Source organism: Methylobacterium sp. 17Sr1-1, assembly GCF_003173775.1.
GTDB lineage: Bacteria > Pseudomonadota > Alphaproteobacteria > Rhizobiales > Beijerinckiaceae > Methylobacterium.
Map to the genome: position 1 here is coordinate 4,501,385 of NZ_CP029552.1, position 20,765 is coordinate 4,522,149.

Below are 20,765 nucleotides of genomic sequence, written 5' to 3' on the forward strand. Positions count from 1 at the left end.
GTCATTTTGGGGCCGCGCAGCGGAGCCCGGAATGACACCCAGGGCTTCACCGCCACCGCGTGGAGCGACGAGGACATCCTCGCAGCAAGACCGGTCAGGACGCTCCTGCTTCCCTCCGTCATGATGACGGCATGGATCGCGCCCCCGCCCATCGAGCCCCCTCGCCCACGCCCGACCTCGTCGCCGACACGCTCGCCTGGATCGAGCGGCACCTCGACGAGCGCCTGACGCTCGCCCGCCTCGCCGACCGCGCGGGCCTGTCGCCCTATCATTTCTCGCGCCTGTTCACTGCCCGGATGGGCCTCGCGCCGATGGCCCATGTGCGCGGGCGCCGGCTGGTGCGGGCGGCACGGCGCCTCGCCGCGGAGCCCGACCTGCGGCTCGTCGACCTCGCCTTCGAGGCGGGCTTCGAATCCCAGGAAGCCTTCACCCGCGCCTTCGGACGCCGTTTCGGGGTCACCCCCGGCCGCTTCCGCCGCGGCCTCGCGCCCCTCCCCCCGGACGGAGACCCCGCCATGCCGACACCCGAGACCTCCCGCGCCGTCGCCCGCCTGCCCGGCCTCGTGACCCGCGACGCGTTCACCGTCGCCGGCCCGACACGGCGCTTCGACCAGGCGACCGCGTCGACCATCCCCGACCTCTGGTCCACGATGATCCGCGGCCTGCCGTTCGTCGACGGACAGGTGCCGAGCTGGGCTACCTACGGCGTCGTCTGGAGCGCCGACAAGGAGGAGGGCAGCTTCGACTACATGGCCGGCATCGGCGTACGGCCTCAGGGCGCCCTGCCCGCAGGATTCGAGAGGAAGACGATCCCGGCGGCGACTTACGCGGTGTTCCGGGTCACCCTGGACGGCACGGCCCTGCACCCGCAGATGAAGGGCGCGATGGCGGCGATCTGGGGCGAGCTCGTCCCGGCCTCGGGCCTCACGGTCGCCGACGGCCCGGATTTCGAGCTCTATGACGGCCGCTTCGCCCCCGACCGGCCGGGCACCGTCATCGCCGTGCACGTGCCCGTGACGACGTGACCGAGAACCGGGGCTTGAGGATCACGATTCTGTCGGCGCGGAGGTCGCGGATCCCCGCGCCGGCCTCCACCGCAGCACCCGCCCGTCGATCGCCACCAGCCCCAGCCCGATCAGCGCCATGCCGAGGAGCTGGCGCGGCACCACCGGCTCGCCGAGCACCAGGGCGCCGAGCAGCAGCGCCGAGACCGGGATCAGGAAGGTGACGAGCATCAGGTTGGTGGCGCCGGCGCTCGCCAGCAGGCGGAAGAAGATCACGTAGGCGAGCGCCGTCGAGAGCGCCGCGAGGCCGATGACCGCCGCGATCGCCGCGACGGGCGGCGCGGCCAGGGTCCAGGGCCGGTCGACCGCGAGGGCGGCGGGCCCGAGCAGCAAGGTCGCGGCGGCGACCTGGCCGGCGGCGGCCGAGAGCGGTGGGATGCCCATGCGCTTGAAGCGCCGCCCGTAGATTCCCGCGAAGGCGTAGGAGAGCGCGGCGAGCAGGACCGCGCCCTGCGCCATCGCCTCGCCTCCGAGACCGGCGAGAACCGAGGGGCCGACCATCACGGCGACGCCCGCGAGGCCGGCCAGCACGCCGGCGAGGCGGTTGCCGGTCAGGCGCTCGTCGTCGGTCAGCACGTGCGCCACGAGCACGCCGAAGAGCGGCGTGGTGGCGTTGAGGATCGCGGCGAGGCCCGAGGCGATGTGGGTCTGCCCCCAGGCGATGAGGCAGAACGGCACCGCGTTGTTGAGGAAGGCCGCGCCCAGGAAGGCCAGCCAGACCGAGGCGCCCCGCGGCATCGGGATCCCGCGCAGCCGGAGCACCAGGGCGAGGATCGCGGCGGCGAGGCCGACGCGCAGGCTCACCAGGGTGAGCGGCGGCAGCGCCCGCAGGGCGACGCCGACGAAGAAGAACGAGCCGCCCCACAGCACCGAGAGGCCGAGGAGCAGGCCCCATTCCGCCGGGGTCATCGGACGATTGGAGATGGGGCGGTTGGCAGAGGGCTGCATCGGATCTCGGCTCTCCGGGGTGGATGCCGCACCCTGACGCAGGGGTACCCCCGCGGCATCCCGTTCCTTGCGGTCAATGTCGGCGACGACGATGCCGGTGGTCGATGCTCGGCGGATCAGTCCCGCCAGAACGGCTTCTCGGCCTCGCGCAGGGCGTCGCTCCGCGACAGGCCGACATCCTTGAGGAGCCCCTCGGGGCAGGCCATCAGGGCGCGGCGCTCGCGCCGGCGGTCGGCCCACAATTCGAGCCGCTGGATCAGCGTGACGGCGGCGCGCCGGCGCGGCGGCGCGATGCGGATGGTGGGAACGAGGCGCAGGTTTCCTCGGCCAGCGACGAGGCTCGTCATGGCTGTCTCCGGATGGGACGGATGGGTTGCTCGATGAGGAGAGATTGCCTTTCGGGCGCTCGGCGAGCAAACCAGATCGACTCGTCCGCCGACGCAGGAAATCTGGGTCACGTCCCACCGGGGTCGCCTCATGTCCCTCGACCGCAATCCCCGCCGCCGCCTGCCGCCGCTCAACGCGGTGCGGGCCTTCGAGGCCGCCTCGCGCCACCCCACCTTCCACGAGGCCGGGGACGAGCTCGGGGTCAGCGCCGGCGCGGTGGCGCAGCAGGTGAAGATCCTGGAGGGCTGGTTCGGCCTCCCCCTGTTCCGCCGCCTGCCGAGCCGGGGCGTCGCCCTGACCCCGGCGGGCCAGCGCTTCGCCGCCGCCGCCGGCGAGGTGCTCGATCACCTCGCCGAGGCCACCGCCCGCCTGCGCCGCCAGGGCCAGGACCACGTGCTGACGGTGAGCACCACCCATTCCTTCGCCAGCCTGTGGCTGATCCCGCGCATCGGCAGCTTCCGGGCGCAACATCCGGACCTCGACGTGCGGGTGGTGGCCAACAATCGCCTGGTGGACTTTTCCCGCGACGACACGGACGTGGCGATCCGGCACGGGCGCGGGCGCTATCCGGGCCTGCGCTCGGACCTCCTGATGCACGACGTCGTCTTCCCGGTCTGCAGCCCGAGCCTTCGCGACGGCGAGCCGCCCCTGCGCTCTCCCCAAGACCTCGCTCGCCACACGCTGCTCCACGACGACGACCCGATCGACATCGAGGCGGTGGACTGGCCGCAATGGCTCGCGGCGGCGGGCGTCACCGGCATCGACGCCTCGCGCGGACCGCGCTTCACCCACACCTTCATGATTCTCCAGGTCGCCACCGCCGGCGGCGGGGTCGGCCTCGCCACCCGGGTGCTGGGGGGCGACCTCGTCGCGGGGATCGGCCGGCTCCATTCGGGACAAGCCGGGTTCGGCCTGGTGCGGCCCTTCCCCGACGAGGTGCCGAGCCCCTACAGCTTCTTCCTCGTCACCCCGACCGAGACCGACGCCCCGAAGGTCGCCCGCTTCCGCGAGTGGATCACCGCGCAGGCGGAGGCGTGGAACCGGTGAGCGGGGGAACGGCCGCCTCGGCCTCCCCGCACCACGAGACGCCCCGCCCCTCGCCGAGCAGGATCCAGGTGCCGGGGTCGGGCGAGGCCCGGCCCGGGAGCAGGCCGAGGAGGAAGGCGGCGAGACGCGAGAACCAGGACGACATGATGGGGTGCGGACTCCGCCGGATCGGGCGCGGTCGGTCCGCGACCCGGTGACGACAGCTTTGCACGGGCCCGGCCGCGGCTTCCATGATCGAGCGTTCCACTTTCTTGGCGTCGCGTCCCCTCGTTCGTCGTCGGCGCCCCCGCGCGGCTCGCGGGAGCCGTCTCACCCCCGCAAAGCCGCGTGCGCCGCGAGGAAATCCACGAAGCAGCGGATGCGCGAGGACAGCCGCTCGTGCCCCGCATAGAGGGCGTGGATGTCCTCCGCGTCGCCCGGATTGAACACCTCCAGCACCGGCACGAGGCGGCCGGCCGCGATGTCCTCGTCGACGTGGAAGCGGGCGAGCCGCGCGAGGCCGGCGCCGCCGAGCGCCATCAGCCGCACCACCTCCCCGGAATTGCCGAAGAAGTTGCCGTGGACCGGCCGCTGCGACACCGCCCCGTCGACCAGGAACGGCCAGGTGTCGAGGGAGCGGCGGAAGCTGAAGTTGAGGCAGTTGTGGTCGGGAAGCGCGTCCGGATGGGCGGGCGTGCCGCGCTCGTCGAGATAGGCGGGTGCGGCCACCACCGCGAGGCGGCTGCGGCCCAGGAGCTTCGCCCGCAGGCGGGTGTCGCGCAGCGGCCCGATGCGGATCGCCACGTCGGCCCGCGCCTCGACGAGGTCGACCACGTCGTCGGTGAGCGCGAGATCGACCCGCATCCGCGGCTGCTGACCGAGGAAGCGCGGCAGCACCGGCAGGATCACCCGCATGCCGAACGGCACCGAGGCGTTGACCCGGAGCAGGCCGCTCGGCTGGGCGGCGTCGCGGCCGAAACTGTCCTCGATCGCGTCGAACTCGGCGATCAGCTCGCCCGCCCGGGCGAGGTACGATTCGCCCTCCGGCGTCAGGGTCATCGCCCGCGTGGTGCGCCGGATCAGCCCGACGCCGAGGCGTGCCTCGAGGCGTGCCACCGCTCGGCTCACCGCCGAGGGCGTGCAGCGCAGGGCCTTGGCGGCGGAGGCGAAGCTGCCGCGGCGCGCCACCTGCACGAAGGCCTCCATCTCGCCGAGCCGGTTGTCCATGGGCCGTCCATTGTTGCGTCCGATGCACGATCATCGTGCCGCCGCGCGCGCTGGTCATCAATCGCCGCCGTCGTCATCTCGGGGCCTCCAGAGACGGAGACCGACCATGGACCTCAAGATCGACGGCAAGACCGCCCTCGTCACCGGCGCCACCGCGGGCATCGGCCTCGCCATCGCCCGCCGCCTGGCGGCGGAGGGCGCCGCTTTGGTGCTGCCCGGGCGCTCCCGAGCGAAGCTCGACGCGGCGGCGAAAGAGATCGCCGCCGAGCCCGGTGCGCGGGCGCCCCGCACGGTGCTGGCCGATCCGGCGACGGCCGACGGTGCGGCGGCCCTGGTCGCGGCGGTTCCGGAAGTCGACATCCTGGTCAACAACCTCGGCATCTACGAATCGAAGGCGTTCGAGGAGATCACCGATTCCGACTGGCACCGCCTGTTCGAGGTCAACGTGGTCTCGGGGGCGCGGCTGGCCCAGGCCTATTTCCCCGGCATGCTGGCGCGGAAGTCCGGGCGGATCGTGTTCGTGTCGAGCGAGTCCGGCCTCGTGCCGCCGCCCGACATGCTGCACTACGCGGTGTCGAAGACCGCCCAGCTCACCATCGCCCGGGGCCTGGCGCAGCGCACCCGCGGCACCGGCGTGACGGTGAACGCGGTGATGCCCGGCCCGACCCGCTCGGAGGGCATCGTGGACTTTTTGAAGAGCGTCGCCTCCGACCCGAATGCGCCGGCGGACGAGCTGGAGGCGGAGTTCTTCCGGGTCCACCGCCCGCTCTCGCTGCTGGCCCGGATGATCGATCCCGAGGAGATCGCCGGCCTCGTGGCCTATCTCGCGAGCCCGCTCGCGGCGGCGACCAACGGGGCGAGCCTGCGGGTCGAGGGCGGGATCGTGCCGACCATCGCGTGATGCGAAGAGCACCATCCTATCGAGCTGCGACACGGGACATGACGTCGGCCGGGGCGTACTGGACAGGCTTTTACAAGCTCTTCCCTTTCCCGGACGACTGACGCATCAGCGGAAGGAGATCCGGGATCCAGCAATCAAACTTCGCGAAGCGTCCGTCTGTCAGCAACGCCGCAGCAGAGAGAGCCGCTTCGCGGCACTTCTCTCCTGGATCCCGGATCTCCTTCCGCTACCGCTCCAGTCGTCCGGGAGAGGGGGCGGGGGCACATCGGGCGATGTTTCATGGCACCGCCCCGACGCCCGGTACCCCAGGTCGGCCGAGGGACGACCCCTCTTCCCCGGGCTCCGCCGGCCCGAGGAGCGCCATCGCGGCGCGGTAGCCGTTGAGCGTGCCGGTATCGACGTAGGCGGTGCCGGCGCAGACACCCGTCGCCCGGCCGCCTGCGTCGAGCCAGGCATTGACGAGGGTGCCGATATACTCGTCGCGGCACTGCCGCGCCTGCCAGAGGCCGTGCAGCTCGGCGAGGATGCGGCCGGTGAGCTTGAACGCCCCCCAGACCCAGGACGAGGCGGCGTCCTGCCGCTTCACCTGGATCTCCCGCACCGCGTCGCCGTCGAGCACCACGGCGTCGAACAGCTCCGGCCGCTCGACCGGGAAGAGCAGGAAGGACAGCCCGTCGGCCGGCAGGCGCGCCAGCCCGTCATCCGGGAACCACACCGTGTCGGGCAGGCCGACCAGCACCGGCTCGTCGGGGGCGATCAGCGGCAGGGCGCGAAACAGCGCGTCGCACAGGCCCGCGGGGCGCGGCTGCACCACGTAGGCGATCGGCGCCGGCCCGTAGCCGGAGCCGTAATACTCGACGATGTCGGACTTGCCCGGGGCGATCACGAAGCAGATCTTGTCCGCGCCGCCGCGGATCATCCGCTCGACGACGTACTCGCTCACCGCGCAAGGCCGCTCGGCCCCGTCGCGCAGGCGGCTGCCGACCGGCAGCAATTCCTTGGAGAAGGCGAGCGGCTGGATGCGGCTGCCGCGGCCCGCGGCCGGAACGATGCCCCACATGCGGTGTCACGCCTCCATCGTGATAGGATTCCGGGCGACGGGGTGTCGGGCCGCGTCGAGGATGGCCTCCAGCTCCGCCGCCCGGTGCGCGGCGGTGTGGTGGTCGAGGGTGCGGGCGCGCCCGGCTTGCGCGATGCGGCGCAACTCCGCGTCGCTCCGATCGAGGGCGGCGAGCACGGCGTCGGGCGTCTCGGCGAGCAGGATCTCCTCGCCGGGCCGGTAGAAGGCGTCGAGCCCGTCGAAGGCGTCGCTCAGCAAAGCGGCGCCGCAGGCCGTCGCCTCGAACAGCCGGCCCGACGGGCACCAGCCCATGGCGGCCATCGCCGCCCGCGTGACGTTGAGGGTCAGGCGCGAGGAGGCGTAGAAGGAAGGATGCTCCTGCGGGGCCAGATGGCGCACGAAGAAGATGTTGTCGGTCCAGGGAAAATCCTGCGGGTACTGCGCCCCGCCGATCAGGAAGCGCCGGTCCGGCCGTTGCCGCGCCGGCTCGACGAGGCAGGACAGCACCTTGGCCTGCCGGTCGGCCGCGTAGGTGCCGAGATAGGAGAGGTCGGCGGCATACTGCGCTCGGGCTGCCGCCGGCCGGTGCACCTCCGGGTCGACATGGCCGTAGAGCGCCGCCGTGCGGCGCGCACCGAGATCGTCCCGGAGCGCGTCGAGCGCCGGGCCGCCGGTATAGCTGAGCACGAGGTCGAAGCCGGAATATCCTCGCGGCCCGACGTAATCCACCGCCTCGCCGCGGCGCAAGGAATCGAGGGTGACGGGGGTGTCGAGGTCGTAGAACACCCGCAAGCCCGAAGATCCCAGGACGAGGTCGGTGGCCGCGTGCGCGTCGGGGCAGTAGGAGGTCACCATCGCGACGTCGGCCTCCATCACGTCGCGGGCGGCCTGTCCCCGGATCTCCGCCCAGTCGGAGAACAGCACCAGGCGCCCGTTCGGGATCTCGGTCAGGTCGCGGTGGGGGGCGTAGAAGGGCAGGTCGCGCTCGTAGAACACCACGCTGTGGCCGCGGCGGGCGAGCGCCCGGACCAGGCCCCGCCACAGGGTCGCGTGGCCGTTGCCCCAGGACGAGCTGATCGTCAGGCCGAAGACCACGAGCCTCATCCGGTCTCCTCCCTTGTCTCGCATCGCGTGCGTTTCCGCGTCGCATCCTCGCGGCGCCGGGAGTGAACGCATGCCGGCTTGATCCGTTCAGGACCGAACATTGCGCTTTTCCGGCAAGCGTGGCGGGCGGGCCCGAACCACCGCCAGGCTCGGCCGTTGAGGGAGACCACCCGCGCTCTCGAAGGCCCCGCCCGGTTGCTCCGCGTCCTCACCTACAACGTGCGCCGCTGCCTCGGCGCCGACGGCCGTCTCGATCCGGAGCGCATCGCCGCGGTGATCGCCGCCTGCCGGGCGGACGTGGTGGCGCTCCAGGAGCTCGATGTCGGCCGCGCCCGCAGCGGCGGGATCGACCAGGCGCAAGCGATCGCCGCCCATCTCGGCATGCGCTCCCACTTCCACCCGGCGATGCAGGTGATGGAGGAGTTTTACGGCGACGCGATCCTGACCGCCCTGCCCTCGCGGCTGGTGCGGGCGGCGGGCCTGCCGGAGCGGGAGGGTTGCGAGCCCCGCGGTGCGCTCTGGGCCGCCATCACCGCCGGCGACACCGAGGTGCAGGTCGTCACGACGCATCTCGGCCTCGGCCGGGGCGAGCGGCGGGCACAGGCCGAGGCGCTGCTCGGGCCGGCCTTCCTCGGCGATCCGGCCTGCCGCGACCCGGTGGTGCTGCTTGGCGACTTCAACGCCCTGCCGGGCTCGCACGTGCATCGCCGCCTCGCGGCCCGGCTGCCGGACGCGCAGGGCGCAGGGGCCTGGCTGCGGCCGACCTTCCCGGCCCGCCTGCCGCTCCTGCGCATCGACCACGTCTTCGTCAGCCGCGGCATCGCAGTGCGGGGGGTGCGCACGGTCGGCGGCAGGCTCGCCCGGATCGCCTCCGACCACCTGCCGCTCGTCGCCGACCTCGACCTCGCGCCGGTCTCCGCTCCCCGCATCCCCGTACCCCGAGAGGAACCCGCGTGACGCAGGCTCAAGGACGAACCAAAGACAAGGAAGAGACCTCCGCGCGCCGCCGGTTCTGGACCATCCTCCTCACCGTGCTGAGCGTCGCGCTCGGCGGCTACCTGCTCTACCGGACGCTCGCCGGCTACAGCCTGAGCCAGCTGGTCGAATCGGTGCGGGCGCTCCCCGCCGGCCGGCTCGCCGCCGCCGGGGGCTTTGCCGCCGCGAGCTATCTCTGCCTCACCGGCATCGACTGGCTGGCGCTCCGCGCCGCTGGCAGGCCCCTGCCCTATCCGCGGGTGGCGCTCGCGGCCTTCATCAGCCTGTCGCTCGGCCACAGCATCGGCTTTGCCGGCTTGAGCAGCGGAGCGATCCGCTACCGCTTCTACACCCGCTGGGGCCTCGGGACCGCGGACGTCGCCAAGGCGGTCCTGTTCTGCGGCGTCACCGTCGCGGTCGGCCTGATGGCGCTCGGCGCCGTCGCGGTGCTGGTCCATCCCGACCTCGCCCGGGAGGTGACGGGTTTGGGCAAGGGCGCGGTGCTGGCGGCGGGCCTCGCCTGCGCGGGCGGCGTCGCGGTCTATCTCGGCCTCGCCGCCTGGTGGCGGAAGCCCCTGACCTTCCGGCGCTGGTCGATCGAGATGCCGCCGCTGCCGCTCGCGGCGGCGCAGGTGGGCCTGGGCGCGGTCAACTTCGCCCTGGTCTCGGCCTGCCTGCACCAGGTGCTGTCGGCGGTCTCCGACGTCGGCTACCTCGCCGTCGCCTCGGTCTTCGTCATCGCCAACGCGGCGGTGCTGATCACCCACGTGCCCGGCGGCGTCGGGGTGATCGAGAGCGTGGTCGTCCATCTCCTGCCGAAGACCGACGTGATCGGCCCGCTGATCGCCTTCCGGTGCCTGTACTTCCTCGGCCCCCTGGCGCTCGGCCTCCTCGCCTTCGCGGCGACCGAGGCGGTGTTCCGGTGGCGCGACGCGGGCGGGGCGTCGCGGGAGGCCGCCCCGGCGCGTCCGTCGTGATCCGCGCGTGGCGGTGGTCGGGGGAATGCGCTATACGAGGGGGGTGGAGATTCTGATGAAAACGCGCGCTCCAATCCACCGGCACACGCGAAAGCCGCCCCTGCCTGGGGACGCGGTCGAGCGTCGCATTCCGCGTGAGGAGATGCTCCGAGCCGGCGACGATCCGGGGCTGACCATCGTGTCGGCCGAGCAATTCGACGCACTCCTCGCCTTGCTCGACGATCCGCCGACCGTGTCGGACGAGCTTCGACGCGAAGTCGCAAACCGTCGCTGGGTGTGAGGCGAGCGGCTCAGGGCAGCCGCATCAGTTCATCGGCCATGGACATCGGCAGCACCATCCGGGTCGTCCCGCTGGTGATATTTGTGACGGGCGTGAAGCGATGATGGGCGTAGAGCCGCTGTGCCTTCTCGCCCGCAGCATCCACGATGACGAGCGCTCCGCCCACGTGCTCCTGCGCACGCAGCGCCCGACCGATGGCGGCGAGCGTCAGGTCACGACCGATACCCTGGCCCTGGAGCGTCCGGTCCACCGCCAGACGCGCGATGAGGATGCCCGGGATGACGAGCGGCGTGCCGTGTGGCCGAAGGCGTCGTGGCAGCGAGTCCCGCGCGACGATGCCCGGTGCCAATCCGAAGAAGGCAGCGGCCCGCATCGTGCCGGCATAGGTGGCGACGAAGACGCGCGTGAGGCCGCGCCGGTCGTTCGCGAGGCCGTGCTCGCGTAGCCAGGCACTCTGACCGTCGAGATCGGCCGTTCCGGCGTCGAAGGCGCTCAGCTCATGGCGTTCTGTCAGCCGCACGAGATCGGACAGTTCCACGCAGACCTCCGGGATGATGCATCCCGGTTACTGCGACGTCCTGCAATGACGCAAGGGCACCATTGAGAGCCCCTACGCCGTCCCGAACGGCCGCTCCGGGTCGAGCAGCTCGGAGCTGACCAGAGGATCGAGCAGGCCCTCCTCCTCCGGCACCTCGCAGACGCGCAAGGAGCGCGGCCCGCCCATATGGGCCCGGATCGCCGCGATCAGGCCCCCCTCAGTGATCGCCGCGGCCATCACGTCGGGCGCCACGCCGAGATGCTCGGCCACGAGGCGGTCGCGCAAGGCCCGGAGCGCGGCGCGCTCCTCGGCGTTCCGGGCCTCGACCGCGAGGTCGCACTCGGTGTCGAGGGCGACCGAGCGGTTGTTGAGGTTCGAGGAGCCGATGCGCAGGAAGCGGTCGTCGATCAGGACGAGCTTGGCGTGGATCTCGATCTCGCAATCGCCCTCGGGCCCCGGCACCACCGGATAGGCGACGAACAGGCGCCCGAAGCGGTCGATGGCGCGCAGGCGGCGCAGCACCCGGTCGCGTGGGGTCCCCATGGCGACGCGCTCGGTGAAGTTGTGCGAGCGGCGCGTCAGCACCACCACGATCTCGGGCCCGTCCTCGACTGCCAGATGGGCGGCGAGCGCATCGGCGACGAAGTTTGCGGTGAGGTACTGCGCCTCGAGGTAGATCGTCTCCTTGGCGGAGGCCAGGGACGCGGCGGTGAGCGCCGCCGCCTCCTCGACCGAGGGCTCGTCGCCCTGGAGCGGCATGGTGCGGGCGATGCCGACCGGGATCTCGGTGAAGAGCGGATCCAGGCCCTGCGGCCAGAGCGGGCCGGCCCCCGTCACCGGCGCCAGCACCTCGCCGGTGGCGGCGCGCCAGCGCTCGCGGGCGACGTCGCCGAGCCGGGCGGCGGCCTCGCCGTCCACCGCCATCTGCAGGTCGTGCACCGGCGGGTAGAGCTCGCCGTCGGGATTGGTGCGCAACGGATCGCCGGCCGTGTGGGCGGTGGTGTCCCAGCGCCCGACCGTGAGGTCGATGCCGCCGCAGAAGGCGATCCGGTCGTCGATGCAGACGAGCTTCTGGTGATGGGCGGCGTAGAGCGGGTGATGCGTGTCGAGGCGCAGGGTGACGTGTGGATGCGCCTCCCACTCGGCCCCGAACAGGAGCGGCAGCGCCGCGCCCGGCCCGTGCAGGGTCGCGACGCTCCAGACCAGCACCCGCACCTGGAGCCCGGGCCGGCGCGCGGCGAGATCGCGCAGGAGCGGCCCGAGGGGCGGCGACTCCTCCGGGCTCGCATCGTGGCGCAGGCGGATGCGCCCGTCGAAGTCCCACCCGACGATCAGGATCGAATGCCGAGCCTGGCGCAGCGCGTCCTCCAGCCGGGCGAAGTACTCGGCGGAGTCGATCATCACCGCGACCCGCTCGGCCCGCGCCACGCACCAGCAGGTGCGGCCGGGCTGAAGGAGGGTCTCGGTCGCGTCGCGCGCAGGATCGATGGTCATGGGGTGCTCGTCACTCCTGCATTCCTGTCAAGGTCCGGAACGGCAGCCGGGGCCGTCCGTTCCGGTCCGACGGGAGACGCACAGGCGATTCGCCCGGCCGGCTGCCGTTGCGGTTTCCAACGCCGGACCGGTTCCCTACCTTGGCCCCGGCAGGTCGGAGGCGGATCCCGTTTCGATGCGCAGGACCCTCTCATTCACCGAACGCGACATCCTTCGCAACTGCGGCCCCCTTTCCTTCCGCGAGGGCGAGCGCGACTTCGCGCGGGGCCAGGCCTTCGACATCGAGGTCGACGGGGACAGCTACATCGAGGGCGACGTCGAGAGCCGCACCGGGCGGATGGTGCTCAACGTCTCGATCGTCGTGGGCAAGGATGCCGATGGCGCCGCCATCAGCGGGCATTGCTCCTGCCAGGAGCGCTACAATTGCCGCCACGTCGTGGCGGTGCTGCTCGGGGCTTTGCGCGGCGCCAGCGCCTCGCGGCCACCGCCGCCGCCGCCGACCCCCGAGGAGCGGGCCGCCCGCCTGCTCCATCTCCAGGACTCGTCCGACGCCCTGACGCCCGACCTGCAGAGCTGGATCGCCCGGCTCGACCTCGTCCGGCGGACCGGCGGCGAGGATTACCCGCCCGAGATCGACCGGCGGCTGATCTACGTCCTTCTGGCGCTCCCCGGCCGCGGCGGCACCGCGCCCCGGCTCGGCGTCGCGCCGATGCAGGCCCGTCTCCTGAAGAGCGGGGAGATGTCGGCCAAGCCCCGCCCGGTCGACCCGGCGAGCGTCGCCTATACGCCGAACCCGGCCCAGTACCTGCGCCCCTCCGACCTGCGCATCCTCAAGGCCCTGCACGGGCGAATGCGCGAGGCCGACGGCGACGGTCCGCCGGCCTATCCCCTGCTCGACCAGGCCGGCGCCGAGATCCTGGAGCAGGTTCTGGCGACCGGCCGGGCCCGGTACGGGACCGTGCTGGGGCCGGCGCTCACGGCCGGACCGCCCCGGCCCGGCCACCTCGCCTGGGTGGAGGACGAGGAAACCCTGGCGCCGCAGCCGCGCCTCGACGGCCAAGAAGACGGTCAACGACAAGAAGACGGCAATGAAGACGGCGAGGTCCTGGCGCTCGCGGCCTACCCGCCGGTCTATCTCGATCCCGGGGCCGGCCTCGTCGGGCCGATCGCGCTCGGCCTGCCGGCCCACATCGCCGCGGCCCTGGTCGACGCCCCTCCCCTGCCGGCGGCCTCGGCGCACGCCCTCAACGCCGCCCTGGCGGAGCGGGTGCCCGGCCTGAGCGTACGCCTGCCGGAGCCGCCGCGGGAGACGATCGTCGACAAGGCCCCGGTGCCGGTGCTGCGCCTGACCCAGATCGAGATCCCGCCGCCGGCCTACTACTACGGCAAGCCGCCGCCGCCGGAGGCCCTGCGCCTCGCCGCCCTCTCGTTCCGCTACGGGCCGGTGACGGTGCCGTTCGGCGACCTGCGGGCGCGGCCGACGCGGCTCGTCGGCGGCCGGCTCTACGTCGTCGAGCGCGACGCTCCGGCCGAGCGGCGGGCGGTGGCGCGGCTCCTCGGCCACGGCCTGTCGCCGGTCCAGGAGAAGCGCCCGAACCTGAACCCGCGCCACGCCCGGGACTTCGTGCCCGATGGCGGCGAGGAGGCCTGGACGGCGATCCAGGCGGAGGCCCTGCCGGCCCTGAAGGCCACGAGCTTCGAGATCGTGACCGATCCGAGCTTCCGCGGCCGGGTGCTGTACCCGGATGCGGCGGTCGAGTTCGAGATCCACGAGAGCACGGGGATCGACTGGCTGGAGCTCGACCTCGGGGTCGAGTTCGAGGGCGAGCGCATCCCCCTCGCCGAGCCGGTCGCGGCGCTCCTGGCGCGGCCCGACTTCACGATCGAGTCGATCGACGAGAGTTCGGCCGAGCCGGTGATGGTGCCGCTGGGCGACGGGCGGATGCTGGCGCTGCCGGGCGCGCGCCTGAAGCCGATCCTGCTCGCCTTGCGCGAGCTCAGCCTCGGCGCCGGCGCCGGCGAGGGCGGGCGCCTCAGGCTCGGCCTCGTCGACGCCGCCACCCTGGCGGCCCTGGAGCGGGTGAGCGCGGCGGCGATGCTGGCCTGGCGCGGCGGCGAGGCCTTGCGCGCCATGGGCCGGATGCTGCTCGCCGAGGGCGGCATCCCGCAGGTGACCCCGCCGGAGACCTTCCGGGCGACCTTGCGGCCCTATCAGGCGGCCGGCCTGTCCTGGCTCGCCTTCCTGCGCGAGGCCGGCCTCGGCGGGATTCTCGCCGACGACATGGGCCTCGGCAAGACCGTGCAGGCCCTGGCGTTGGTCGCCCGCGAGAAGGCGCAAGGGCGCCTCGACCGCCCGGCCCTGGTGATCGCCCCGACGAGCCTGATGGCGAACTGGCGCCGGGAGGCGGAGCGCTTCGCCCCGGATCTGCGGGTCCTCGTCCTGCACGGCCTCGGCCGGCGCGAGCATTTCGACGCGATCGACGGCCACGACCTCGTGCTCACCACCTATCCCCTCGTCGCCCGCGACCACGCGGTGCTCTCCGCCCAGGACTGGCACCTCCTGATCCTCGACGAGGCGCAGACGATCAAGAACCCGGACGCGACGACGACCCAGCTCATCCACGGCCTGTCGGCCCGGCACCGGTTCTGCCTCTCGGGCACGCCGCTGGAAAATAACCTCGCCGAGCTGTGGTCGCTGTTCTCCTTCGCCTGCCCGGGCCTGCTCGGCGAGCGCAAGGCCTTCGCCCGGACCTGGCGCACGCCGATCGAGAAGCACGGCGATGCCGAGCGCGGCCGGCTGCTGGCCCGCCGGATCAAGCCGTTCCTGCTGCGCCGGACCAAGGAGGAGGTGGCGCGCGACCTGCCGCCGAAGACCGAGATCGCCGAGGAGGTCGAGATGGGCGAGGCCCAGCGCGCCCTCTACGAGTCGATCCGGCTCGCCATGCACGCCCGGGTGCGGGAGGCGATCGCCGCCAAGGGCTGGGAGCGCAGCCGGATCGTCATCCTCGACGCCCTGCTCAAGCTGCGCCAGGCCTGCTGCGACCCGCGCCTCCTGAAGCTCGATCGAGCCAAGGACGCCGGCTCGGCCAAGCTCGAGCGGCTGGAGGAACTGCTCGACGCGCTGCTCGCCGAGGGGCGCCGGGTGCTGGTCTTCTCCCAGTTCACCGCGATGCTCGCCCTGATCAAGCCGCGGCTCGCGCAAAGCGGCATCGCCTACGCGGAATTGACCGGCCGCACCCGCGACCGGGAGGGAGCGGTGCGGCGCTTCGAGTCCGGCGAGGTCCCGGTCTTCCTGATCAGCCTCAAGGCCGGCGGCACCGGGCTCAACCTCGTCTCCGCCGACACGGTGATCCTCTACGATCCGTGGTGGAACCCGGCGGTGGAGGCGCAGGCGGTCGACCGCGCCCACCGCATCGGCCAGGACAAGCCGGTCTTCGTCCACAAGCTCGTCGCGGCGCGCAGCATCGAGGAGAAGATGGAGGACCTGAAGGCGCGCAAGAGCGCCCTCGCCGACTCCCTCTTCGACCATGAGGGCGCACCGACCAGCGCGCTCACCCCGGCGGATCTCGACGCGTTGCTGGAGGAGTGAGATCCTTCCCCGGGGCCAGCCTGACGCCAGCCAGGGCGGCTAGCCTCGCTCCTTGCCCGCTCTTCACAGGGGCGGCCCGAGTGAACGAATCGGCCCCGGTGACGGTTGCCTCTCGGCCGCCGCAATCGGCACTATGCTCGGCACGGGTGAGATGACCTCGCGGATGCAGCGCGGAATGACGACGCGAACCGGCGACGTGGTGGGATGGTCCTGGTCGGGCGGCGGATCCGAGGGACCGCCCCGGCCCCGGTGGAGCCTGCGCCGACGCCTCGCCCTCGGCCTCGCCGGCTTAGGGCTCGCCGGGGGCCTCGCCCTCGCCCTCGGCTTCCTCGCCTTCGTGGCCGGCCTCGCCCGCTCCGAGCGGATACCGCTCGGCCCCTCCGACGGCATCGTGGCGCTCACCGGCGGGGCGCAACGCATCGAGGACGCGATGGACCTGCTCGCCGGCGGCTACGGCCGGCGGCTCCTCATCACCGGCGTCAACGAGCGCACCAGCCGCGACGAGATCGCCCGGCTCAACCCGGGCCAGCAGCACCTGATCGACTGCTGCGTCGACCTCGACTACCGAGCCCGCAACACCATCGGCAACGCCATCGAGATCCGGCGCTGGATGCGCGAGAACGGTTTTCGGAGTGTCGCGGTGGTGACCTCGAACTACCACATGCCGCGCACCCTGGTGGAGCTCGACCACGCGCTGGCCGAGGGCCACCAGGTGGTGCCGCACCCGGTCGTCCCCGAGGGGGTCGATCCCGACCAGTGGTGGCGCCACCCGGCCTCGGCGCGGCTGCTCGCCTCGGAATACGCCAAGTTCCTGGTCGCCTGGGTCCGCACCCGGTTCGAGACCGACCCCGAGCATTCGAGCGCGGCGGTGCTGGTCAGCCGCGGCCACCCGGTGAAGATGGTGGCCGAGCCGCTGGTGCGGTGAACCTCCGGACCCTCCTGCGCGACGCCCCGATCAGGCGATGGCGTAATCCCCCGGCGCGATGTCGGCGCTGCGCAGGAAGATCTGCAGGGCCGGCTGCATCGACCGGTGCAGGTGCGCCAGGTCGTCGCGCTCGGCCCCGAGCGCCCGGGTCATCGCCTCCTCCAGGCCGCCCGCCCCGTAGGGCGCCGCGCCGTCCACCGCCGGCACCCCGCGGGCCTCGTCCCAGCCCATGGCGAGGCGACGGATCAGGGCGACGTGCTCGGGGCCGACCTCGAACACGATCTGCTCGGGCGACGTTCCCGTGCTCTCGTCGCGAAACACGTCGGAGACGTGGGACAGGTCGAGCTTGGTCAGGGGGTTGTGGTAGCTGTAGCGGCCGGGCTTGAGGTCGGCATGATGCAGGAAGGCGACCAGCGCCTCGCCGACCGCCCGGTGCTCCTCCGCCGCGCCCTCGTCGTCGCCGGTGACGTTGGCGATGTCGCCGTCGCGGTCGAGGCTGCCGTACGGCGCGTCCGGGTGGATCACCGGAGCGCCCTGCCCCGCCGGGTCCCAGGCCACGACCAGCCGCCGGATCAGGGCGATGCGCTCAAGCGTGATCTCGGTGGTGCGGCTGGTCATCAAGGGGTTCTCCGTGAGGCCCCTCTGTAGAGCATTGGGTCGGCAGGGGGGAGTCCGGGTGCAGGACCCGCGCCGCTTTCAGACTATCCCACCCTGAACCTCATCCTGAGGTGCGACCGAAGGGAGCCTCGAAGGAGACCTCCAGAAGTCGTAGCGGCATCTGGAGGTCTCCTTCGAGGCTCCCTTCGGTCGCACCTCAGGATGAGGTTCAGGGTGGGATTGACCGGTTGCTTGCGGGGGTGTTCCGTCCGGCCGGATAGATCCTCACACCCGGACGGTCAGATCCCCAGATACACCCGCCGCACCTCCGGATCGTCCCGCAGGGTCGCGGCCGGCCCCGAGAGCATCAGGCGGCCGGTCTGGAGCACGTAGGCGCGGTCGGCGATGCCGAGCGACTCGGCGAGGCGCTGTTCGACGAGCAGGATCGTCGTGCCCGAGGCGCGGATCGCCTCGATGGCGGAAAAAATCTCGTCGACGAGCTTGGGCATGATGCCCTGCGAAGGCTCGTCGAGCATCAGGAGGCGCGGCCGCGTCATCAGGGCGCGGCCGATGGCGAGCATCTGCTGCTCGCCGCCCGAGAGGGTGCCGGCGCGTTGCGGCAGGCGCTCCTTGAGGCGGGGGAACAGGGAGAAGACCCGCTCCAGCGGAGCCTCGCGGTCGGCGGCCTTGCGATGGAGATAGCTGCCGAGCCGCAGGTTGTCGGCGACCGACAGGCGCGGGAACAGCCGCTTGTTCTCCGGCACGTAGGCGATGCCCTTGGCGGTGATGGCGTGGCCCGGCAGCCCGTCGAGGCGGGCGCCGTCGAACACCACCTCGCCGGATTTCGGCCGCTCCATCCCGGCGATGGATTTCAGGAGCGTCGACTTGCCGGCCCCGTTGGCGCCGGCCACCACGACGATCTCGCCGGCATCGACCTCGATCGAGATGCCCTGGATGGCCAACAGGCCCTGATAGGCGGTGGAGAGCCCGCGGACCTCAAGCAGCACGGTGACGCTCCCCCAGATAGGCGGTGATGACGCCCTCGTGGCGCACGACCTCGGTCGGGTGGCCCTCGGCGAGGACGCGGCCGAGATGCAGCACCACGGCGCGATCGACGAGCGGCATCACCACCTCCATCACGTGCTCGACCATGATCACGGTGACGCCGCTCGCCGCCACCTTGCGGATCAGCTCGACCCCGGCCTTGGCCTCGCTGGGAGTGAGCCCCGTCAGCACCTCGTCGAGGAGGAGGAGCTTCGGCTCGGTGGCGAGCGCCCGCGCCACTTCCAGGCGGCGCTTCTCCGGCGGCGTCAGCTCGCCGGCCACGGCGTCCGCGCGGTGGCTCAAGCCCGCGAAGTCGAGGGTTTCGAGCGCCACCCGCCGCGCCGCCGCGGCGCTGGCGTGGCGGGCGAACCCCCCGACGATGACGTTCTCGATGACGTTCATCGAGTCGAACGAGCGCGGCACCTGGAAGGTGCGGGCGATGCCGCGCCGGCAGCGCTCGGGCGCCGAGAGCGGGGTGATGTCCTCGCCGCGAAAGAAGATTTTTCCCTCGCTCGGCTGGTAGGTGCCGGAGATCAGGTTGAACAGCGTCGACTTGCCGGCGCCGTTCGGCCCGAGCAGGCCGAGGATCTGGCCCTCCGGCACGTCGAGGCTGACGTCGGCATTGGCGACGAGGCCGCCGAAGCGCAGCGTGACGTGGTCGATGCGCAGCAAGGGCGACGTTGCAGCAGGCATGCTCACGGTGTGGCCTCCTCGTTGCGGGCCTTGCGGGTGCGGCGAAAGAGGCTCAGCACGCCCTCGGGCCGGGCGAGCGCCACCACCATCACGAGGACCCCGTAGAGCATCAGGTCGAGGCCGTTGCCGCTGCCGCCGAGATAGGAGCGGCTGATCTCGGTGAGCGGGATCAGGATCGCGGCGCCGACGAGAGGCCCCCACAGGGTGCCGATGCCGCCGAGCACCGCCGGGAGGGCGAAGAGCAGCGAGAAGCGGAAGCTCATCACGCTCTCGGGATCGATGTAGGAGACGTAGGCCGCGTAGAAGCCGCCGCCGATGGCGGTGAAGAAGGCCGAGACCGCGGCCGCCGCCATCTTGGAGCGGAAGACCTCGACGCCGAGGCTCTCGGCGGCCTGGGCGTCGTCCTTGACCGCGCGCCACCAGTAGCCCCAGCGCGAGCCCTCGATCAGCCAGGTCACGAACCAGACCACCGCCAGGAAGCCGACCGCGAAGTGGACGTACGGGACCTTGTCGCGGGCGAATTGCAGCGTCCACCACGAATCGGGGTTGAACGGCCACTGGATGCCCATCGCGCCGCCGACGAACTCCCAGTTGTGGACGAGCAGCAGGCCGATCTCCGCGATCACGATGGTGGCGATCGAGAAGTAGTGGCCGGCCAGCCGGAAGCACGGATAGCCGAGGATCAGCGCCACGACGGCCGACAATGCCCCGCCCGCCAGCATGCCGAACCACGGCAGCACGCCGTAATTGACGAAGAGGACCGAGGTCGCGTAGGCGCCGAAGCCGAAATACAGCGCGTGGCCGAGCGACACCTGACCGCAATAGCCGCCCAGGATGTTCCAGCTCTGCGACAAAGCGGCGTACATCAGGGTGAGGATCAGGACGTTCTGGAGGTAGACGTCGCGGATGCCGTAGGGGAGCGCGGCGAGGCCGGAGAAGACCAGGGCGGCGACGATCAGCTTGCGCCGGCGCCGGCCTGCGTAGCTCGCCTCGGCCCGGGCGGGGGCGGAGCCCGGCGCGAGGGCGGTGGTCAGCGTGGTCATCAGAGCCTCCCGAACAGGCCTTGCGGCCGCGCGAACACCACCGCGAGGTAGAGGGCGTAGACGCCGACGGACTTCAGCGCCGGCGGCAGGATCACCGCCGTGAAGGCCTCGACGAGGCCGACGATGATCCCGGCGACGAGCGCGCCGCCGACGCTGCCGAAGCCGCCGAGCGCCACCGTGACGTAGGCGATGAGGGCGAAGCTCGCCCCGACCTGGGGGTGGATGTAGTAGAAGATCGCCAGCACCGCCCCGGCGAGACCGACGAGCGCGGCGCCGAGACCCCAGCCGAGGGCGAAGACCCGGTTGCGGTCGATGCCGACCAGCGCCACCGCGCCCTGGTCCTCGCGGGTCGCCTCCAGCGCGCGGCCGAAATCGGTGCGGCTCATCAGGAGGTGCAGCCCCCCGAAGGCGGCGAGGGAGACCACGGCACCGAAGATCTGCGGCCAGGGCAGGAAGATCCCGCCGAGTTCGAGGGTGCGCCCGCCGAGCCAGGTATCCTGGACGTTGCGGTAATCGGGCGTGAACAGGTACTGGGCGGCGCCCTGGAGCAGGATCGCGAGCCCGAAGGTCGCGAAGATCTGCACCATGCCCTGGTTGGCCTTGGCCCGCATGGCGAAGCGGACCACGCCCATGTAGGCGGCGGCTCCCAGCATGAAGAGCAGGGCCGCGACCAGCGGCATCAGCACCACCGGATCGAGCCGGGTGACCAGCACCAGCCCGAAGGTCGCGTACATCGCCAGCATCAGGAACTCGCCGTGGGCGAAGTTCACCACGTCCATCAGGCCGAAGATGAGGGAGAGTCCGACCGCGATCAGGGCGTAGATCAAGCCCATCAGGAGGCCGCTCGCCAGCACCTGCACCAGGGCTTGCGTCGTCATGGGGGTCGGGGCTCC

21 protein-coding genes are annotated in these 20,765 nt (G+C 72.1%); 8 read left to right on the top strand and 13 right to left on the bottom strand.

Annotated features, from left to right (window positions below; translation table 11 throughout):
- Positions 1–131: 131 nt before the first annotated feature.
- Positions 132–1,025 (top strand): AraC family transcriptional regulator, encoded by an 894-nt coding sequence (locus tag DK412_RS20345; protein ID WP_109973430.1) that lies wholly within the window; start codon positions 132–134, stop codon positions 1,023–1,025.
- A gap of 21 nt (positions 1,026–1,046) precedes the next feature.
- Here the strand turns inward: DK412_RS20345 and DK412_RS20350 are convergent, their stop codons facing one another.
- Complete coding sequence (locus DK412_RS20350; protein ID WP_245447135.1) at positions 1,047–2,012, bottom strand: DMT family transporter; 966 nt, start codon at positions 2,010–2,012, stop codon at positions 1,047–1,049.
- Between the two features lie 116 nt (positions 2,013–2,128).
- Positions 2,129–2,359, bottom strand: a complete 231-nt coding sequence (locus DK412_RS20355; RefSeq protein WP_109973431.1) for a DUF1127 domain-containing protein — start codon at positions 2,357–2,359, stop codon at positions 2,129–2,131.
- A gap of 130 nt (positions 2,360–2,489) precedes the next feature.
- Here DK412_RS20355 and gcvA point away from each other — a divergent pair, with 130 nt between their 5' ends.
- Entirely contained in the window at positions 2,490–3,446 is a 957-nt protein-coding gene (gene gcvA, locus DK412_RS20360; protein WP_109973432.1) for a transcriptional regulator GcvA, read from the top strand.
- Here the strand turns inward: gcvA and DK412_RS30290 are convergent.
- Together DK412_RS30290 and DK412_RS20365 are read right to left on the bottom strand one after the other, a co-directional pair.
- On the bottom strand, positions 3,415–3,591 hold the full coding sequence (locus DK412_RS30290; protein ID WP_162596259.1) for a hypothetical protein: 177 nt from the start codon (positions 3,589–3,591) through the stop codon (positions 3,415–3,417). The genes gcvA and DK412_RS30290 overlap by 32 nt on opposite strands.
- 164 nt (positions 3,592–3,755) lie before the next feature.
- Positions 3,756–4,652 (bottom strand): LysR family transcriptional regulator, encoded by an 897-nt coding sequence (locus tag DK412_RS20365; RefSeq protein WP_109973433.1) that lies wholly within the window; start codon positions 4,650–4,652, stop codon positions 3,756–3,758.
- A gap of 106 nt (positions 4,653–4,758) precedes the next feature.
- Between DK412_RS20365 and DK412_RS20370 the strand changes: the two genes are divergently transcribed.
- Positions 4,759–5,553 carry an SDR family oxidoreductase gene (locus DK412_RS20370; RefSeq protein WP_109973434.1) on the top strand — a complete coding sequence of 265 codons (795 nt, stop codon included), beginning with the start codon at positions 4,759–4,761 and terminating at the stop codon, positions 5,551–5,553.
- A gap of 277 nt (positions 5,554–5,830) precedes the next feature.
- Here the strand turns inward: DK412_RS20370 and DK412_RS20375 are convergent, their stop codons facing one another.
- Both DK412_RS20375 and DK412_RS20380 read right to left on the bottom strand, forming a co-directional pair.
- Positions 5,831–6,613, bottom strand: coding sequence for a sugar phosphate nucleotidyltransferase (locus tag DK412_RS20375; RefSeq protein WP_109973435.1), 783 nt, complete (start codon positions 6,611–6,613; stop codon positions 5,831–5,833).
- A 6-nt stretch (positions 6,614–6,619) separates the two neighbouring features.
- Positions 6,620–7,717: a glycosyltransferase gene (locus tag DK412_RS20380; RefSeq protein ID WP_109973436.1), complete on the bottom strand. Its 1,098-nt coding sequence runs from the start codon at positions 7,715–7,717 to the stop codon at positions 6,620–6,622.
- 195 nt (positions 7,718–7,912) lie between these two features.
- Between DK412_RS20380 and DK412_RS20385 the strand changes: the two genes are divergently transcribed.
- From DK412_RS20385 to DK412_RS30295, 3 genes are read left to right on the top strand one after another with little or no spacing between them, the layout of a single operon-like run.
- Positions 7,913–8,674, top strand: a complete 762-nt coding sequence (locus DK412_RS20385) for an endonuclease/exonuclease/phosphatase family protein (RefSeq protein WP_109973437.1) — start codon at positions 7,913–7,915, stop codon at positions 8,672–8,674.
- Positions 8,671–9,669, top strand: coding sequence for a YbhN family protein (locus DK412_RS20390; RefSeq protein WP_109973438.1), 999 nt, complete (start codon positions 8,671–8,673; stop codon positions 9,667–9,669). The genes DK412_RS20385 and DK412_RS20390 overlap by 4 nt, the downstream gene beginning before the upstream one ends.
- A 43-nt stretch (positions 9,670–9,712) precedes the next feature.
- Complete coding sequence (locus DK412_RS30295) at positions 9,713–9,949, top strand: hypothetical protein (RefSeq protein ID WP_204165409.1); 237 nt, start codon at positions 9,713–9,715, stop codon at positions 9,947–9,949.
- A 10-nt stretch (positions 9,950–9,959) separates the two neighbouring features.
- Here DK412_RS30295 and DK412_RS20395 read toward each other — a convergent pair whose 3' ends face one another.
- Together DK412_RS20395 and DK412_RS20400 are read right to left on the bottom strand one after the other, a co-directional pair.
- Positions 9,960–10,487: a GNAT family N-acetyltransferase gene (locus DK412_RS20395; protein ID WP_109973439.1), complete on the bottom strand. Its 528-nt coding sequence runs from the start codon at positions 10,485–10,487 to the stop codon at positions 9,960–9,962.
- A gap of 72 nt (positions 10,488–10,559) precedes the next feature.
- On the bottom strand, positions 10,560–11,981 hold the full coding sequence (locus tag DK412_RS20400; RefSeq protein ID WP_109973440.1) for a phospholipase D-like domain-containing protein: 1,422 nt from the start codon (positions 11,979–11,981) through the stop codon (positions 10,560–10,562).
- A gap of 175 nt (positions 11,982–12,156) precedes the next feature.
- On the opposite strand from DK412_RS20400, the gene DK412_RS20405 reads away from it, so the two are divergent.
- Both DK412_RS20405 and DK412_RS20410 read left to right on the top strand, forming a co-directional pair.
- On the top strand, positions 12,157–15,570 hold the full coding sequence (locus DK412_RS20405; RefSeq protein ID WP_109973441.1) for an SNF2-related protein: 3,414 nt from the start codon (positions 12,157–12,159) through the stop codon (positions 15,568–15,570).
- A gap of 175 nt (positions 15,571–15,745) precedes the next feature.
- Positions 15,746–16,495 (top strand): YdcF family protein, encoded by a 750-nt coding sequence (locus DK412_RS20410; RefSeq protein WP_109973442.1) that lies wholly within the window; start codon positions 15,746–15,748, stop codon positions 16,493–16,495.
- A 30-nt stretch (positions 16,496–16,525) separates the two neighbouring features.
- On the opposite strand, the gene DK412_RS20415 is transcribed toward DK412_RS20410, so the two are convergent.
- The 5 genes from DK412_RS20415 to DK412_RS20435 form a co-directional block, all read right to left on the bottom strand.
- A complete protein-coding gene (locus DK412_RS20415) occupies positions 16,526–17,113 on the bottom strand; it encodes a hypothetical protein (RefSeq protein WP_109973443.1) in 588 nt (195 codons plus the stop codon).
- A 278-nt stretch (positions 17,114–17,391) separates the two neighbouring features.
- Positions 17,392–18,096, bottom strand: a complete 705-nt coding sequence (locus DK412_RS20420; protein WP_162596364.1) for an ABC transporter ATP-binding protein — start codon at positions 18,094–18,096, stop codon at positions 17,392–17,394.
- A complete protein-coding gene (locus tag DK412_RS20425; protein WP_109973445.1) occupies positions 18,089–18,829 on the bottom strand; it encodes an ABC transporter ATP-binding protein in 741 nt (246 codons plus the stop codon). Before DK412_RS20425 ends, DK412_RS20420 begins: the two co-directional genes overlap by 8 nt.
- 2 nt (positions 18,830–18,831) lie before the next feature.
- Complete coding sequence (locus tag DK412_RS20430) at positions 18,832–19,872, bottom strand: branched-chain amino acid ABC transporter permease (RefSeq protein WP_109973446.1); 1,041 nt, start codon at positions 19,870–19,872, stop codon at positions 18,832–18,834.
- Complete coding sequence (locus DK412_RS20435; RefSeq protein ID WP_109973447.1) at positions 19,872–20,750, bottom strand: branched-chain amino acid ABC transporter permease; 879 nt, start codon at positions 20,748–20,750, stop codon at positions 19,872–19,874. The genes DK412_RS20430 and DK412_RS20435 overlap by 1 nt, the downstream gene beginning before the upstream one ends.
- Between the last annotated feature and the right edge of the window lie 15 nt (positions 20,751–20,765).

What these genes read in the sequence shown, in the direction of transcription:
- DK412_RS20370 (WP_109973434.1), top strand. Translation starts at nt 4,759, where the DNA reads ATGGACCTCAAGATCGACGGCAAGACCGCCCTCGTCACCGGCGCCACC.
- DK412_RS20435 (WP_109973447.1), bottom strand. Translation starts at nt 20,750, where the DNA reads ATGACGACGCAAGCCCTGGTGCAGGTGCTGGCGAGCGGCCTCCTGATG.
- DK412_RS20355 (WP_109973431.1), bottom strand. Translation starts at nt 2,359, where the DNA reads ATGACGAGCCTCGTCGCTGGCCGAGGAAACCTGCGCCTCGTTCCCACC.
- DK412_RS20350 (WP_245447135.1), bottom strand. Translation starts at nt 2,012, where the DNA reads ATGCAGCCCTCTGCCAACCGCCCCATCTCCAATCGTCCGATGACCCCG.
- DK412_RS20415 (WP_109973443.1), bottom strand. Translation starts at nt 17,113, where the DNA reads ATGACCAGCCGCACCACCGAGATCACGCTTGAGCGCATCGCCCTGATC.
- DK412_RS20425 (WP_109973445.1), bottom strand. Translation starts at nt 18,829, where the DNA reads ATGCCTGCTGCAACGTCGCCCTTGCTGCGCATCGACCACGTCACGCTG.
- DK412_RS30290 (WP_162596259.1), bottom strand. Translation starts at nt 3,591, where the DNA reads ATGTCGTCCTGGTTCTCGCGTCTCGCCGCCTTCCTCCTCGGCCTGCTC.
- DK412_RS20405 (WP_109973441.1), top strand. Translation starts at nt 12,157, where the DNA reads ATGCGCAGGACCCTCTCATTCACCGAACGCGACATCCTTCGCAACTGC.
- gcvA (WP_109973432.1), top strand. Translation starts at nt 2,490, where the DNA reads ATGTCCCTCGACCGCAATCCCCGCCGCCGCCTGCCGCCGCTCAACGCG.
- DK412_RS20365 (WP_109973433.1), bottom strand. Translation starts at nt 4,652, where the DNA reads ATGGACAACCGGCTCGGCGAGATGGAGGCCTTCGTGCAGGTGGCGCGC.
- DK412_RS20345 (WP_109973430.1), top strand. Translation starts at nt 132, where the DNA reads ATGGATCGCGCCCCCGCCCATCGAGCCCCCTCGCCCACGCCCGACCTC.
- DK412_RS20380 (WP_109973436.1), bottom strand. Translation starts at nt 7,717, where the DNA reads ATGAGGCTCGTGGTCTTCGGCCTGACGATCAGCTCGTCCTGGGGCAAC.
- DK412_RS20430 (WP_109973446.1), bottom strand. Translation starts at nt 19,872, where the DNA reads ATGACCACGCTGACCACCGCCCTCGCGCCGGGCTCCGCCCCCGCCCGG.
- DK412_RS20375 (WP_109973435.1), bottom strand. Translation starts at nt 6,613, where the DNA reads ATGTGGGGCATCGTTCCGGCCGCGGGCCGCGGCAGCCGCATCCAGCCG.
- DK412_RS20410 (WP_109973442.1), top strand. Translation starts at nt 15,746, where the DNA reads ATGACGACGCGAACCGGCGACGTGGTGGGATGGTCCTGGTCGGGCGGC.
- DK412_RS20400 (WP_109973440.1), bottom strand. Translation starts at nt 11,981, where the DNA reads ATGACCATCGATCCTGCGCGCGACGCGACCGAGACCCTCCTTCAGCCC.